General features: G+C 28.7%; 19 protein-coding genes. 5 read left to right on the top strand and 14 right to left on the bottom strand.

Going from position 1 to position 13,684, the window contains the following annotated elements; translation table 11 throughout:
• Positions 1 to 153 precede the first annotated feature (153 nt).
• Genes tsaE through LPB302_RS02525 form a run of 3 tightly spaced genes read left to right on the top strand, consistent with a single transcriptional unit; the run spans position 154 to position 2,181 of the window.
• Positions 154 to 558, top strand: coding sequence for a tRNA (adenosine(37)-N6)-threonylcarbamoyltransferase complex ATPase subunit type 1 TsaE (gene tsaE / locus LPB302_RS02515; RefSeq protein ID WP_053974771.1), 405 nt, complete (start codon positions 154 to 156; stop codon positions 556 to 558).
• A 10-nt stretch (positions 559 to 568) separates the two neighbouring features.
• The gene (locus tag LPB302_RS02520; protein ID WP_053974772.1) at positions 569 to 1,765 is read left to right on the top strand and encodes an alanine dehydrogenase; all 1,197 of its coding nucleotides are present in this window, start codon (positions 569 to 571) and stop codon (positions 1,763 to 1,765) included.
• Positions 1,766 to 1,812: 47 nt separating this feature from the next.
• On the top strand, positions 1,813 to 2,181 hold the full coding sequence (locus LPB302_RS02525; RefSeq protein ID WP_053974773.1) for a DUF4258 domain-containing protein: 369 nt from the start codon (positions 1,813 to 1,815) through the stop codon (positions 2,179 to 2,181).
• Here the strand turns inward: LPB302_RS02525 and LPB302_RS02530 are convergent, their stop codons facing one another.
• Together LPB302_RS02530 and LPB302_RS02535 are read right to left on the bottom strand one after the other, a co-directional pair.
• Entirely contained in the window at positions 2,182 to 2,769 is a 588-nt protein-coding gene (locus LPB302_RS02530; protein ID WP_053974774.1) for a YdeI/OmpD-associated family protein, read from the bottom strand.
• Complete coding sequence (locus LPB302_RS02535) at positions 2,762 to 3,439, bottom strand: TrmH family RNA methyltransferase (protein WP_053974775.1); 678 nt, start codon at positions 3,437 to 3,439, stop codon at positions 2,762 to 2,764. The genes LPB302_RS02530 and LPB302_RS02535 overlap by 8 nt, the downstream gene beginning before the upstream one ends.
• A 38-nt stretch (positions 3,440 to 3,477) precedes the next feature.
• Between LPB302_RS02535 and LPB302_RS02540 the strand changes: the two genes are divergently transcribed.
• Complete coding sequence (locus LPB302_RS02540) at positions 3,478 to 4,161, top strand: SIR2 family NAD-dependent protein deacylase (RefSeq protein WP_053974776.1); 684 nt, start codon at positions 3,478 to 3,480, stop codon at positions 4,159 to 4,161.
• On the opposite strand, the gene LPB302_RS02545 is transcribed toward LPB302_RS02540, so the two are convergent.
• The 10 genes from LPB302_RS02545 to rpsF form a co-directional block, all read right to left on the bottom strand.
• Complete coding sequence (locus LPB302_RS02545; RefSeq protein ID WP_053974777.1) at positions 4,151 to 4,399, bottom strand: hypothetical protein; 249 nt, start codon at positions 4,397 to 4,399, stop codon at positions 4,151 to 4,153. The two genes, LPB302_RS02540 and LPB302_RS02545, sit on opposite strands and share 11 nt — an antisense overlap.
• 109 nt (positions 4,400 to 4,508) lie before the next feature.
• Positions 4,509 to 5,219, bottom strand: a complete 711-nt coding sequence (locus tag LPB302_RS02550; protein ID WP_053974778.1) for a LytR/AlgR family response regulator transcription factor — start codon at positions 5,217 to 5,219, stop codon at positions 4,509 to 4,511.
• 2 nt (positions 5,220 to 5,221) lie between these two features.
• Entirely contained in the window at positions 5,222 to 5,545 is a 324-nt protein-coding gene (locus LPB302_RS02555) for an Hpt domain-containing protein (RefSeq protein WP_053974779.1), read from the bottom strand.
• 2 nt (positions 5,546 to 5,547) lie between these two features.
• On the bottom strand, positions 5,548 to 6,594 hold the full coding sequence (locus tag LPB302_RS02560; RefSeq protein ID WP_053974780.1) for a sensor histidine kinase: 1,047 nt from the start codon (positions 6,592 to 6,594) through the stop codon (positions 5,548 to 5,550).
• Positions 6,594 to 7,736: an FIST signal transduction protein gene (locus LPB302_RS02565; RefSeq protein ID WP_053974781.1), complete on the bottom strand. Its 1,143-nt coding sequence runs from the start codon at positions 7,734 to 7,736 to the stop codon at positions 6,594 to 6,596. Before LPB302_RS02565 ends, LPB302_RS02560 begins: the two co-directional genes overlap by 1 nt.
• A 235-nt stretch (positions 7,737 to 7,971) precedes the next feature.
• Positions 7,972 to 8,385 (bottom strand): response regulator, encoded by a 414-nt coding sequence (locus tag LPB302_RS02570; protein WP_053974782.1) that lies wholly within the window; start codon positions 8,383 to 8,385, stop codon positions 7,972 to 7,974.
• Between the two features lie 136 nt (positions 8,386 to 8,521).
• Positions 8,522 to 8,989 (bottom strand): DUF6495 family protein, encoded by a 468-nt coding sequence (locus LPB302_RS02575; protein WP_053974783.1) that lies wholly within the window; start codon positions 8,987 to 8,989, stop codon positions 8,522 to 8,524.
• A gap of 154 nt (positions 8,990 to 9,143) precedes the next feature.
• Positions 9,144 to 9,590: a 50S ribosomal protein L9 gene (gene rplI / locus LPB302_RS02580; RefSeq protein WP_053974784.1), complete on the bottom strand. Its 447-nt coding sequence runs from the start codon at positions 9,588 to 9,590 to the stop codon at positions 9,144 to 9,146.
• 15 nt (positions 9,591 to 9,605) lie between these two features.
• The gene (gene rpsR / locus LPB302_RS02585) at positions 9,606 to 9,902 is read right to left on the bottom strand and encodes a 30S ribosomal protein S18 (protein WP_015480245.1); all 297 of its coding nucleotides are present in this window, start codon (positions 9,900 to 9,902) and stop codon (positions 9,606 to 9,608) included.
• Positions 9,903 to 9,905: 3 nt separating this feature from the next.
• Entirely contained in the window at positions 9,906 to 10,247 is a 342-nt protein-coding gene (rpsF, locus tag LPB302_RS02590) for a 30S ribosomal protein S6 (protein WP_053974785.1), read from the bottom strand.
• 122 nt (positions 10,248 to 10,369) lie between these two features.
• Here rpsF and LPB302_RS02595 point away from each other — a divergent pair, with 122 nt between their 5' ends.
• Positions 10,370 to 11,257, top strand: a complete 888-nt coding sequence (locus tag LPB302_RS02595) for a sterol desaturase family protein (protein WP_053974786.1) — start codon at positions 10,370 to 10,372, stop codon at positions 11,255 to 11,257.
• Between the two features lie 42 nt (positions 11,258 to 11,299).
• On the opposite strand, the gene ald is transcribed toward LPB302_RS02595, so the two are convergent.
• Together ald and LPB302_RS02605 are read right to left on the bottom strand one after the other, a co-directional pair.
• Positions 11,300 to 12,382, bottom strand: coding sequence for an alanine dehydrogenase (gene ald / locus LPB302_RS02600; protein ID WP_053974787.1), 1,083 nt, complete (start codon positions 12,380 to 12,382; stop codon positions 11,300 to 11,302).
• A 188-nt stretch (positions 12,383 to 12,570) separates the two neighbouring features.
• Positions 12,571 to 13,677 (bottom strand): hypothetical protein, encoded by a 1,107-nt coding sequence (locus tag LPB302_RS02605; RefSeq protein WP_053974788.1) that lies wholly within the window; start codon positions 13,675 to 13,677, stop codon positions 12,571 to 12,573.
• Positions 13,678 to 13,684: the final 7 nt, after the last annotated feature.

A 13,684-nucleotide genomic window follows, 5' to 3' on the forward strand; every position in this document is an offset into this window, starting at 1 on the left:
ATTTATCAAAAAACAGTGCTTTTTACTCTAAAAAATGCTAAACATTTTTTGAAAAAAAGATCAAATTATTTCTAATTTTATAATTATTATCAAAAATATGAAGTTTTAGTATCCTTTTTAATTGTATTTAAAATAACTCCTTATTTTTACTTTATGAATAAAACATATGCCCTAAAAGATTTATCTGCTGTAGCTAAATCTATTATTAAAACTGTACAACATAAAGTACTTCTTTTTAAAGGTGAAATGGGTGTTGGTAAAACAACATTAATTAAAGAATTATGCAAAGAATTAGGAAGTAAGGATAACATCTCCTCTCCTACTTTTTCTTTAGTTAATGAATACAATGCTAAAGATGAAATTATATATCATTTTGATTTTTACAGAATTGAAGATGAAGAAGAGGCTCTAGATATTGGATTAGAAGATTATTTATATAGCAATAATTGGTGTTTTATAGAATGGCCACAAAATATCGAAAATTTATTACCTTTAGATGCTGTAGAAATTCATCTTTCTATTTTAGAAGATGGTAGTCGCAAAATTCAACTAAACTAAAAACCTATCTATGAGTCAGTTTTCTCCTTTTAGCAAAGAAGAATTATTACCACAAACAGAAATGTTGGAAATAAAGAAAAAGAAAGGAGAACTTTTTATTGGTTTACCTAAAGAGTCTCATTTAGGTGAAAAACGAGTATGTTTAACTCCAGATGCTGTAACAGCATTAACTGCAAATGGCCATAGAATTGTTATAGAGACTGGTGCTGGAGATGGAGCAAATTTTACAGACAAAGAATATTCTGAGGCTGGAGCTAAAATTTCTTATGACACAGAAGAAGCATTTAAGTGTAATATAATTTTAAAAGTTGCACCTCCAACAGAAGAAGAAATTGAATATATAAATCCGCAAGCAATTTTAATATCTTCTCTTCAACTCAAAACTCAATCTAAAAAATATTTTGAATGTTTAGCAAAAAAGAGAATTACTGCTGTTGCTTTTGATTATATTAAAGATGAACACAATACGTTTCCTGTAGTTAAATCATTAAGTGAAATTGCAGGAACTGCTTCTGTACTAATAGCTGGTGAATTAATGAGTGGTGTAAATAAAGGAAATGGTTTATTGTTTGGAAATATAGGTGGAGTACCACCAACCAGTGTAGTAATTTTTGGAGCAGGTACAGTAGGTGAATATGCTGCAAGAACAGCATTAGGTTTAGGTGCTAGAGTTAAAGTGTTTGATAACTCTATTTCTAAATTAAGAAAATTACAACATTGCTTATCTGCACCTATTTATACATCGACTTTACAACCAAAATCAGTATCTAAAGCTTTAATGAGATGTGATGTTGCTATTGGTGCAATTAGAGGTAAAAATAGATCCCCAATTTGCGCTACAGAAACTATGATAGAAACCATGAAAGAAGGTGCTATTATTGTAGACGTAAGCATTGATAGAGGTGGCTGTTTCGAAACTTCAAGTGTTACCTCACACAACAAGCCTACCTTTGTAAAACATGGTGTAATTCATTATTGTGTACCAAATATTCCTGCAAGATATTCTAGAACAGCTTCTGTATCAATTAGTAATATTTTCACTCCATATTTATTAAATATTGCAGAAGAAGGTGGTTTTGAAAATGCAGCAAGATTTGATAAAAGTTTAAGAAATGGTATGTATTTTTATCATGGAATTTTAACAAACAGAACTGTTGCAGAATGGTTTGATTTACCATTTAGAGACATCAATTTATTAATTTTGTAATTCTTATCTAAACTTAAAATCTTAAATTTGCTATTCAAAATTTATTGATGTTACTAAAACGTATTGGATATTTTTTAATTGGTGCAACTATTAGTTCTATTGGAGTGTATTTTTTCTGGCAAAAGAAGAATGCAACTTTCGATTATGGAATGGATGCTAGAACTCTTAAAACAATTAGAATTAGAGATCGTATGTATTCTAATGAGGCTAAAAAAGTGATGCAAAAATCAGAAATAGATACTGTAAAGATTGATAAAATCTTAAATTTTGGTGATGTAGATTTTGGTAAAAGCAATCCAAGACAAAAACCTTGTGCTGAGTATTATGTTACTGGTAAAAAAGAGCTAAAGAATGTGAGTTTGTATATTTCTAGATGTGACTCTATTGCTACCATTCAAAAAATTATGATTCAGTAACTATTTATACTTATCATTCAAGCCTTTACCAGCAATTATTAATGGGGTTATTTTTATAATTCTAGAAATCTTAGTGTTTTCTCTTTTGGCAGTAAATACAAACTCTGCATACTCTCTTTGCTTAGCCAAGGTTAGTTTATAAAAAGCATCTTCTAAAATTTTATTTTCATCAAAGGATTTTTGTAGTTCAGCAGATATTATAACTGGTTTTGTATTTCTGGTCGGCTTAATTGCCTTACCAGCTGTACAATTTTCTATTGCTTCTAAGACATATTCACGAACTAAATTTTTATCTATTTCTGTGATTGAGGAAAATCGCATTTGTCTTAGACCCTTTGTTTTATCTTTTTGAGCATTAATAAGCAAATTAGCTTCGTCTTTTAAAAATACACCTTGATGAAACCATAAACCTACATAACTCTTAAATGAAGACATTCCCAAAATGTTTTTTCCATTATAAATATAGGCTGGTATTCCCCATTTTATATCCTCTTTTAAAGGTAAATTAACTAAAATAGAACGCAATAAAAGCAATTCTTCTTTGTAATTAACTTGCTTATCAATGTAATCAGTTATTTGTTTATTCATTTTTTAAATTTAAGTGATAACGTTCTTCTATTTTATCTACATTTTTGATGGTTTCTTTAATCCATTGTAAATAGAGCATTTCTTTTTCTTGAGAAGACAACTGCCATTTTATATTCGATCTTTTAAGTCTAGTTGTTACATCTTGTAAAATAATAGCAGCAGCCACAGATATATTAAAACTTTCTGTAAAACCTACCATTGGTATTTTTAAAAAGCTATCTGAATTTTCTTTTACTGTATCAGAAATCCCTGTGGCTTCAGCTCCAAAAACAAAAGCAGTTTTCTTATCAATTTTAAAATCTTGAAGTAAACTAGCATCTGCATGTGGTGACGTTGCTATAATTTGGTAACCTTCTTTTTTAAGTTGATTTAAACAGGTTGTAGTGTTATCTCCATCTGTTTTATATCTTTTTGTGGTAATCCATTTTTGAGCCCCCTTTGTTACATATTTAGATACTCTATTGATGTATCTGTTTTCTATGACATGCAAATCTTGAACCCCAAATATATCGCAAGTTCTAACTACTGCACTAGCATTATGAGGTTGGTAAATATCCTCTAAAACAACTGTAAAATGTTTGGTTCTTTCATCTAAAACTTTATGAAAAGTTGATTTTCTTTTGTCTGTTAAAAATCCTTCTAAATACGCTAACAACTTTTTATCTGTCATAAATACAAACATATCATTTTATTATTATTTTTACTAATATGAAGAACTTAGTAGTACTTACAGGCGCAGGTATTTCTGCAGAAAGTGGAATTAAAACGTTTAGAGATGCAGATGGTTTATGGGAAGGTCATGATGTTATGCAGGTTGCTTCTCCAAAAGGTTATCTAAATAATCCTGAATTAGTATTAGATTTTTATAATCAAAGAAGAAGACAACTTTTAACTGTTAAACCCAATAAAGCTCATTATAACCTAAAAGAACTAGAAACTAATTATAACGTTCAAATAATTACCCAAAACGTAGATGACCTACATGAAAGAGCTGGTAGTACTAATATTGTTCATTTACATGGTGAATTACTTAAAGTTAGAAGTACTGAAAATGAAAACGATGTTATAAAATGGAGGAAAGATTTGAATCTTGGTGATGTCTGCAAATTAGGAAGCCAATTAAGACCTCATATAGTTTGGTTTGGAGAAATGGTGCCAATGTTAGAAATGGCAATAGAAATTACTAAAAAAGCAGATATACTAGTAATTATAGGTACATCCTTGCAAGTTTATCCTGCTGCTAGTTTAATTGAGTTTGTGAAAAGGAATGTGCCTATTTATTTCATAGATTTAAACCCAAATATTAATGAAGGTGCTTATAAAAATCTTCGAATTATAAAAGAGAATGCAACTAATGGAACAGATAAGTTGTTAAATTTACTTATACAGTAAGAGGTTTTACTAAACTTTTTCTTCCAATTTCTGCAAAACACATTAATTCAGCAACGTAAATTACCTTTATAAACGCACTACCTAAACTCATTTTAGAACTTTCTTCTAAAGTAATTTCGGTACTAGTTTTTGCAGAAGATTTTGCTTGTTCAATTTGGCGTTCACTAAGATCGCCATAAGAATTGATGTTTAAAGCTGTAAGAATTAACGATACTATAATTATTAGGGATTTTTTCATGATATCTTATTTATATCATAAAAATAGCTCCAATTTAAGTGTTAAAACTTTTTATTCGCCTTTATCAGGTTAACTGTCGACGAATGAAACTTTACTGAGGTTTAGAAAATTATAATAAATCTAAACGTTTCATTAATTCTGGTCTATTAGACCTGCTTACAGGAATTACATCCTTTTTAATTAACACACTATTATCCTCTATATCTATAATGTGTTTAACATTTATGATATAAGATCTGTGTACTTTTAAAAATAATGAATCTGGTAGCTTCTCTTCTATTTTTTTAAGTGTAGAATGAACTATGTAGTTTTTTTCCTCAGTTTTAATATTGATATAATCACCTTTTGCTTCAATTAAATAAATACTAGGCAAATCGATTTTAATTAATCTTCTATCAATATTTACATAAAAATCATTTTTTATGCTAGCAGCTGCTGCAGTACTTTCTTTCTCTCTTTTAGGTGCTGCTAAAGCTTTTTGTGCTTTTTGAATTGCTTTCTTAAATCGAGGTAATTCTATTGGTTTTAAAAGATAATCTACAATAAAATCATATTCGAATGCTGCTAATGCAAACTTAGAATCTGTAGTTGTAAAAATTACTTTTGGTGGATCTTTTAAAGTCTTAATAAAATCTAAACCACTAAAATTAGGCATATGAATATCAAGAAAAATTAAGTCTACCTTATTTTCATTTAAATATTTTATAGCCTCAATTGCATCTGAGAATTCTTCTACTAGGTTTACATTTTTAATTTCGTCACACAGCGTTTTAACAATTACGCGTGCCATTTTTTCATCATCTATAACTATACAATTCATCTCTAAATAGTTTTTAAATATTTAGTAATTGCTGCAAGCGTATTTTCAAACTCTTCTTGTAAACCTTGGTTAGATTGATTGTTTCTAAGTTCTTCTTCTAATATCACAGCACTATTATAACTCTTTTCTAAGCCCAAAATACTAAATTTATGTTTAATGCGATGAACGTTACTCGCTATATTTTCTAAATTATTTGTTTTTAAGCATTCAAAATATTCTTCTTTCTCATCAGGAAACTCATCTTTAATAACTTGTATTAAAGTTTGTCTTATAGAATCATCTCCTCTAGCCAATTGCTCTATGTAATTTAAATTGGGTTGTATCATAGCTATTTTTTTAAGGTAAAAATTACTAACGTTTCTACACCTGGGTTAGATTTTATTGTAATGTTTCCATAATACACTTCAACAATTTTCTTAACAATAGATAACCCAATACCCGAAGATTGATTATCATTATTTAACTTTTGAAATGCATTAAAAATTTTATATAAATATTGGTTTTCTATGCCTTTACCATTGTCTCTTATGCAGAATTTCCAATAGTTTAAATTGTCTTCACAAAGAATTTCGACTAACCCTTTATCACCTTTATCATTATACTTAATTGCATTGTCTATTAAGTGATAAAACAAAAGATTTAATCTATAATTATCTGCACTTATTGTTGGTAAATTATCTTGAATCTTTATGCGTATATTTTTAGGGTTTTTTATTGATGGTAATAATTCTTTAATCAAAATATTTAAATCAATTTCACGCTTTTTATTGTAGATTTTATCAATGGTTGTATATTCATATATATTTTTTATTAAAGAATCCATTTTTTCTACATTCTCTCCAATTAAGCGAATAATTTCTTTTCCTCCATCATCTATCTTATCTTCATAATCTCCTTTTAACCATGTTGTTAACGCCTCAATACTCTGCAATGGAGATTGCAAATCATGTGTTATCATGTGAGCATAGTCATTCAATTCTAAATTTTGTTTCTCTAAATTAGCTAATAAAATATCTTTTTGTTTATTGATTTCTATAATTTCTTTAGTTTGATTATCAATAAAATCTACCAATTTTAAAGAATCGGTTTCTTCTAAATTTTTTGATTCATCTAAACCATAAAATTTTAATGTATTAATTACATTATTAAGTTTTGTAATGATATTTTTTTGTGCTTCTGATTCTTGCCTTAATTGTTGGTTAGATTCAAATAATTCTTCTGAACTAATAGATGCAGCTCTTTGCAACATCTTAAATTGTTCATCAGAAGTGTTGTAAGACATTTCTATTGCCTCAAGAAATTCATTTAAATCTTCATCAGATTTAAATTTTTCAGGCAGATATTTTCGAATTTGTCTTTTAAGTAAAGAATTCATTATTCACTAATTAAAGTAATAGCCATTGTTTGATTGTGTAATTGGCAATTGGTTTCATCTTCAAAAGGCGCAATTTCTCCATAAGAATAAAAACCACTAACAAGAGTTTTATTTCCTATAACCTCCATAACTTCTTCAACCTCTTCCTCTACTCTTTGATCTAACACTAATTTTCTACCAATACAACTAACTAACAAAGCTAATTCAGGTGCTTTTTTTCTTTCTGACAATGCTCTTTCTGCACCAATTTCTGCTGCATTAACAATGCTATCTACATTGGTCATCATTAGTTGAACTTGTGATCCTTCTAAAATATCTCCAGCCAAGATCATGGAGTTATCTTCCTCGTTAATGTTTAGTATAGTTCTAACAATTGATTTATCATCGTCTTTAGATTTTACATTTAAAGGATATAATAAAGCTGCTCCAGGTAATTCTTTAGATTTTTCTCCTAAGTACTTTTTGTATAAGTTTAATGCTGGCTGTCCATCAATTTCGTATAATATATTTGCATCAGATTTTGTAACTAATCTTTCAGGTCCAAATGGTGTCCATCCTCCATGAGTAGCAAAAGAAATTTCTAATGTATCACCATATAAACCAATGGCTATAATTTCGCCTTCTTTTGGTGCTTCGTTATAAGAAGATAGAGTTTTTTCGAACCTGGCTGCATCTCCACAAAGCGCACCAGTTACAATTAGTTTTTGATCTGAAGCTGAGTTCATACCAATAGCCAATTGACTTCCATTTATAAAACTACCATCAGAAATTATAAATACGTGCTTTAAGTTTTGTGCTGGTAATTGCTTAATTAATTCTTTACCAACTTCTGTGCTATTTAAGCTTTCTTGGTTATCATTTAAAACATTAGTAGTTTTTATGATAAAACTGCTATTCTCAAATTCTATAGCAGTAACTACAATGGATTCATCATCTACAGATTCTGAAGTAATATTTCCAGAAGTAGATCCAAAAACAATATGACCATCAGGAAAGTAGTTTTTAATTTCTTGGTAAACTGATTCATCTTCCAACAAGTATCTACTACCAAAAACTAAAACCAATGGTGATTTTAAAGTTTGTTTTTCTGTAATAAATTTAAATCCTGAATTTACTTCTCTTTTTAATTGAACCGTTTTCATTAATTTAATGTTTGATTAGGGGAATATTAAAATATTCAATAAATAAATATTATATAGTATTAGCTATAAATTTACAATCTTTTTGGCAATAGATAATCGATTCTCATAAGAATATTATAATAAATTTTGGTTTTTATTGATAACACTTTATGAATTGGTGATTTTTGAAGAAAGAAATACTACCTAAAAACAGTATTTTTAAAAGATTTAAGAAAAGATGAAATAGAATAATAAATTAAGCTTTTATTAATTCATTTACACTCCAATAAGCCAATACCTTTTCTATTTTTTTTACGTAATCTTCGTATTTAAGTGGCTTTAAGACATAACCAGACATGCCTGTTTTATAACACTCTATTAAGTCTTTCTGATTGTTTGAAGTAGTTAATATTACAATAGGAATGTGTAATAAATCTTTATTTGCTTTAATTATTTTTAGAAATTCAATACCGCTAATTTTCGGCATGTTTAAATCTAACAGAATTAGATCTGGTATATTAGATTTATCTTCTAAGCATTTTAAAGCTTCTTCTCCATTTTTAGCCTCATGTATTGTATGATTTAATTCTAATAATGAAATGGTTCTTTTCATTTTCATTATTTCTATTAAATTATCTTCTACAAGTAAAATTTTAAGGGTATTTTCCAATTCAACTATTTTTAAAAATCCATTAACAACTACAAATTAAGTGTAAAGTTATTTACTTAAAAAAAAACGGTGTTAAAAAGTAATTTGCATTCGTTCAAATACCAATAAGTGTCGACGAATGAAATCTTTGTTTCTTTTAAGAAACTAAGCTGTTTATGTAATCAAATATTTCTCCTTTAGAAATTGAACTACCTTTTTCAATTAAATCAAAGATTTCTAAATTTCTATAGTTATTATATGGCTTGCTTCCTTTAAAGATTTCTACTGAATTATCCATTGGATTTTGCATTAGCCATTCAAAACCATTTTGTGATAATAAGTCTATATCCCAATTTACTTTTATAGCAATTCTATGAATTTCGTTTTCATCGCATTTAAAGAGATTTGCAGATGTTTTAGAAAAATGTTCTACATAATTAACTTTAGTTAATACATCATCCCAAACTACATCAGAAAAAATATTCATTTCTTCTTCAGCAACTTTAGGTTTAGTTTCTTTTATCTCTTTCCACTCTTTAGCATCAATACTTTGTGTAGCTAAGAATTGTGCAAATTCTTGATGTAAACTTTCAAATTGTTCTTTTGTGAGTTGTCTATATTTCATCAATTTAAATTTCGAAATGCTAATTATAATTAATAGCTCAAATATCCATATATTTTCTCTTTTAAAAAACAGATACTATGTCAATTTATGAAGTAAACAAAAAAGCGCTTACCAAATTGGTAAGCGCTTTTTAAAAGATCTAATTAAGTAATAATTACTCAGCAATAACTTCAAAGTTAATGTCAGCAACTACTTCTCTGTGTAATCTTACAGATGCTTCATAAACACCTAATCTTTTTACAGAACCTCCAACAACTTTAATAAATTTCTTGTCGATCTCTGTACCTTCTTTTGCTAAAGCTGCAGCTAAATCTATGTTGTTTACAGAACCAAATAATTTGTCTCCTGAACCAGTTTTTGATGCAATTTTAATTTCATATCCTTTAATTGTTTCAGCAACTTTGTTTGCATCTTCAATTAATTTAGCTTCTTTATAAGCACGTTGTTTTAAATTCTCTGCTAAAACTTTCTTTGCAGATGAAGTAGCTAAAACTGCTTGTCCTGTAGGGATTAAAAAGTTTCTACCATAACCGTTTTTCACGTCTACGATATCATCTTTAAATCCTAAATTTTCTACGTCTTGTCTTAATATCAATTCCATGTCTCTACCTCTTTATTATTTTAACATATCTCCAACGTAAGGCATTAACGCTAAATGACGCGCTCTTTTAATTGCTTGCGCAACTTTACGTTGATACTTTAATGAAGTTCCTGTTAAACGTCTAGGTAAAATTTTACCTTGCTCGTTTACTAAATACATCAAGAAGTCTGCATCTTTATAATCGATATACTTGATACCTTTTTTCTTAAATCTACAGTATTTTGCTTCTTTCTTAGTTTCAATATCTAATGGTGTTAAATATCTTACATCTGCAGATTTACCACCTTTTGCTTGTTGTTCTATTGATGCCATACCTTATTTTTTTGTAGATTTAACACGTTCTCTTCTTTTCTCTGCCCATGCAGCAGCATGTTTGTCTAGTCTTACAGTTAAATAGCGCATAATGCTATCATCTCTTCTAAACTCTAATTCAAAAGCAGTAATTTCTTCTCCTGCAATTTTAAATTCAAATAAGTGATAAAAACCACTTTTCTTTTTTTGAATTGGATAAGCTAATTTTTTTAAGCCCCAATCTTCTTTAGAAATCATTTCGGCACCTTTAGAAACCAAATAGTCATTAAACTTTTGTACTGTTTCCTTTATCTGAGTATCAGATAAAACGGGATTCAAAATGAAAACAGTTTCGTAATGATTCATAATTAAAAATTTATTGTTTAATTTTAAGGGTGCAAATATAGAAACTTTTTTCTATTTAACACATTAAAATGTAATTTATAATTAAGGTTTTAATTTAAAAACAAACTATCTAAAATACTGATATGCAAATACCTGAAATACCTGAACTAATTCATTATGCAATTCCTTTTTTTGTAGCCACTGTAATTTTAGAAATTATACTTACAATTAAAGTTAAAATGAGTGAATATGAATATAAAGACGCAGGGACTTCTATAATAATGGGACTTGGAAATGTATTTATAGGTTTATTTACCAAAGCTTTAGTTTTAGCTATATTTTACTTTTTTTATCAGTTTAGAGTTTTTACAATTCCATTTGCTGCTTGGTCTTGGATAGTACTTCTTTTTGCAGAAGATTTTTGTTATTATTGGTTTCATAGAGTTAGCCACGAAAGTCGATTCTTTTGGGCCAGTCACGTAGTTCATCATTCTTCTAAAGAATATAATTTAAGTACAGCTTTAAGACAAACTTGGTCTGGGAGTTTTTTTAGTTTTATATTTTGGATTCCTTTACTAGTTTTAGGATTTCATCCAATAATGGTTTTGGTGCAAATGTCTGTAAGTTTAATTTATCAATATTGGATACATACCAAATTAATTGACAAAATGCCTAAATGGTTTGAGGCTATTTTTAACACACCTAGTCATCATAGAGTACATCATGCAACTAATGCCCAATACTTAGATAGAAATCATGCAGGAATTTTTATAATTTGGGATAAATTATTTAAAACCTACGAACCTGAAGTTGAAGAACCTGTTTACGGTTTAGTTGCCAATATTAATACCTATAACCCAATAAAAATTGCGTTCTTAGAGTGGTATCATATGTTTAAAGATGCTTTTACTAATAAAACATCGCTTAAAAATAGATTAAACTATTTTATTAAACCTCCAGGTTGGAAACACGATGGATCTAGTATTTTGTCATCAGATCTGAGAAAATCTTGGGAAGAAAAAAAGAGATAAGTGTAAAACCTATCTCTTTTATTAAAATAAACAATTCTTGAATTAATCAAAAATACCTTCAAGTTCTTTATAGGTGATTTCACCTTTTACGATATTTAATCCTTTAGCTAAAGTTTCATCTTTTTTACAAGCTTGCTCCCAACCTAAATTCGCAATTTTTAAAATGTAAGATAAAGTTACATTAGTTAATGCCATAGTTGAAGTATAAGGAACAGCACCTGGCATATTAGCAACACAGTAATGTACTACATCATCTATAATATATGTAGGATCTTCGTGTGTAGTTGCTTTTGTGGTTTCAAAACATCCTCCTTGATCTACTGCTACATCCACAACCACAGTTCCTGGTCTCATTTCTTTTAACATGTCTTTGGTGATAAGCTTTGGAGCTTTACCTCCTTTAACTAAAACTCCACCCACAATTAAATCATGTGTTTTTATATGTTGACGAATACTGTATTCACTAGAAAAACCAGTAATAACATGATTAGGTAAAACATCATTTACATAACGTAAACGCTTCATATTAATATCTAAAATGGTAACGTGTGCACCTAAACCTGCAGCCATTTTAGCTGCTTGTACACCAACAACTCCAGCTCCTAAAATTAAAACTTTACCTGGTGTTACGCCTGGCACACCACCTAATAAAATTCCACGACCTTTTACTGGCTTTTCTAAATATTTTGCTCCCTGTTGAATAGACATTCTACCAGCAACTTCAGACATAGGTGTTAACAGAGGCAAAGTACCATCATTATCTTCTACAGTTTCATAAGCTAAACAGATAGACTTACTTTCTATCATTGCTTTTGTTAAAGGTTCACTAGATGCAAAATGGAAATATGTAAATACAATCTGATTTTCTTTAATTAAAGGATACTCAACAGCAATTGGTTCTTTAACCTTTACAATCATTTCACTCTTTGCATAAACATCTTCAATTGTTGGTAAAATGGTTGCACCAACTTCTGAATAATCTTTATCAAAAAAACCACTTCCTTCACCAGCTGTAGATTGTACATAAACTGTATGATTATTCTTTACCAAAGCAAAAACTCCTGCAGGTGTCATACCTACTCTACTTTCGTTATTTTTAATTTCTTTTGGAATACCAACTATCATTTCAAAGTTTTAAAAAATTCACAATAAATGTAATAGGATTATTTAAGATAATCTAAATACTAAATCTGATTTTAACCATTTTTATGAAATCAATAAAAAAGCTTTTTTAAACTATTAAATTGATAATTTTTTGGCACAAAAAAAGTCAATGTAATTACATTGACTTTTTATAGATTATTGAGTTAAGTTTAGTTCAAATCTAAACGAATTCCCATTGAAATATTTCTAGTTTCAGTATTCTTAAATAATGGATTTAAATCGTACTTTACATAGAAACTCGTTGATTTATAACCAATGTAAGTACTAATACCATAGTTAAATGTATTCATATTAAAGTTTTCATATTGTACTTGTTTGGTTTCAACCCCAGCAGCATCTGAAAACTCTAAATATTGTCTTGTACCCAATTTAAAGCCAAAGAAACCACCTAATCCTAAACGAACTGACTCATTTGTTCTGTCTCTTACTCTACCATCTTTATACACCTTGTTTTTAGACAAATCCCATTCTAAATGTACAGGAAAATTCATTTGTACATGTCTTAATCTACTCTCTGAAAGTGGGTTTCCAAAATCTTGAATCTCAGTAACATCTCCGTTTTTAACATGAACTCTATTGTCTTCTAAACGTAGATTATTCCAAAGAAATGAGAAACCATATTTTACATATAATTGTGATGGTTTTCTAGACAAACGAGTTTTCCAAGTAAAACCTAATTCGTAAAAACGAGATCTCCAGAATTGGTATTCTGAATCATTTAAAGAAGATAAATCATTATCATTTAAAACATTATTTACACCCATTGCAAATACAAACTGTGTTGTTGTTGTTCTTTGGTGTTTGTTTTTATAACTCCATCTTTCCTCTCTTCTATTATTGCGTTCTTCTAAATCACCTTCAGAAATATTTAACTTAAAAACTTTATTACCAATTGTAAAGGTATTGTCTTCATCTTCATTGGTAATAGATTCTTCAGTACTTGCAATTTTACCATTAGTTTTATCTTGCACTAATATTTGTAGCAAAGCCTCTTGCTCACCCACTAATTTTTCTATTCTTTGAGCATGATATGTTGCAGCCTGCTTCTTTAAGTCTTCTGCACTTTCTTTGGTGATTTTACCATCTGTTAATTGCTTATCTATAGCAATAACTTTAGCTTTAAGAGAGTCTTTTTGCTGCTTGGTAATTTGCTCTATTCTTTTAGAGATTTTAGCAACTTCTTTTTCGAATGTTTTTTCTTGAGATTGAATCATGGTTGTGCATAACAACACTAATACTAGTAGTATTTTTTTCATTTTTATT

Source organism: Polaribacter dokdonensis, assembly GCF_024362345.1.
Taxonomy (GTDB): Bacteria; Bacteroidota; Bacteroidia; order Flavobacteriales; family Flavobacteriaceae; genus Polaribacter; species Polaribacter dokdonensis.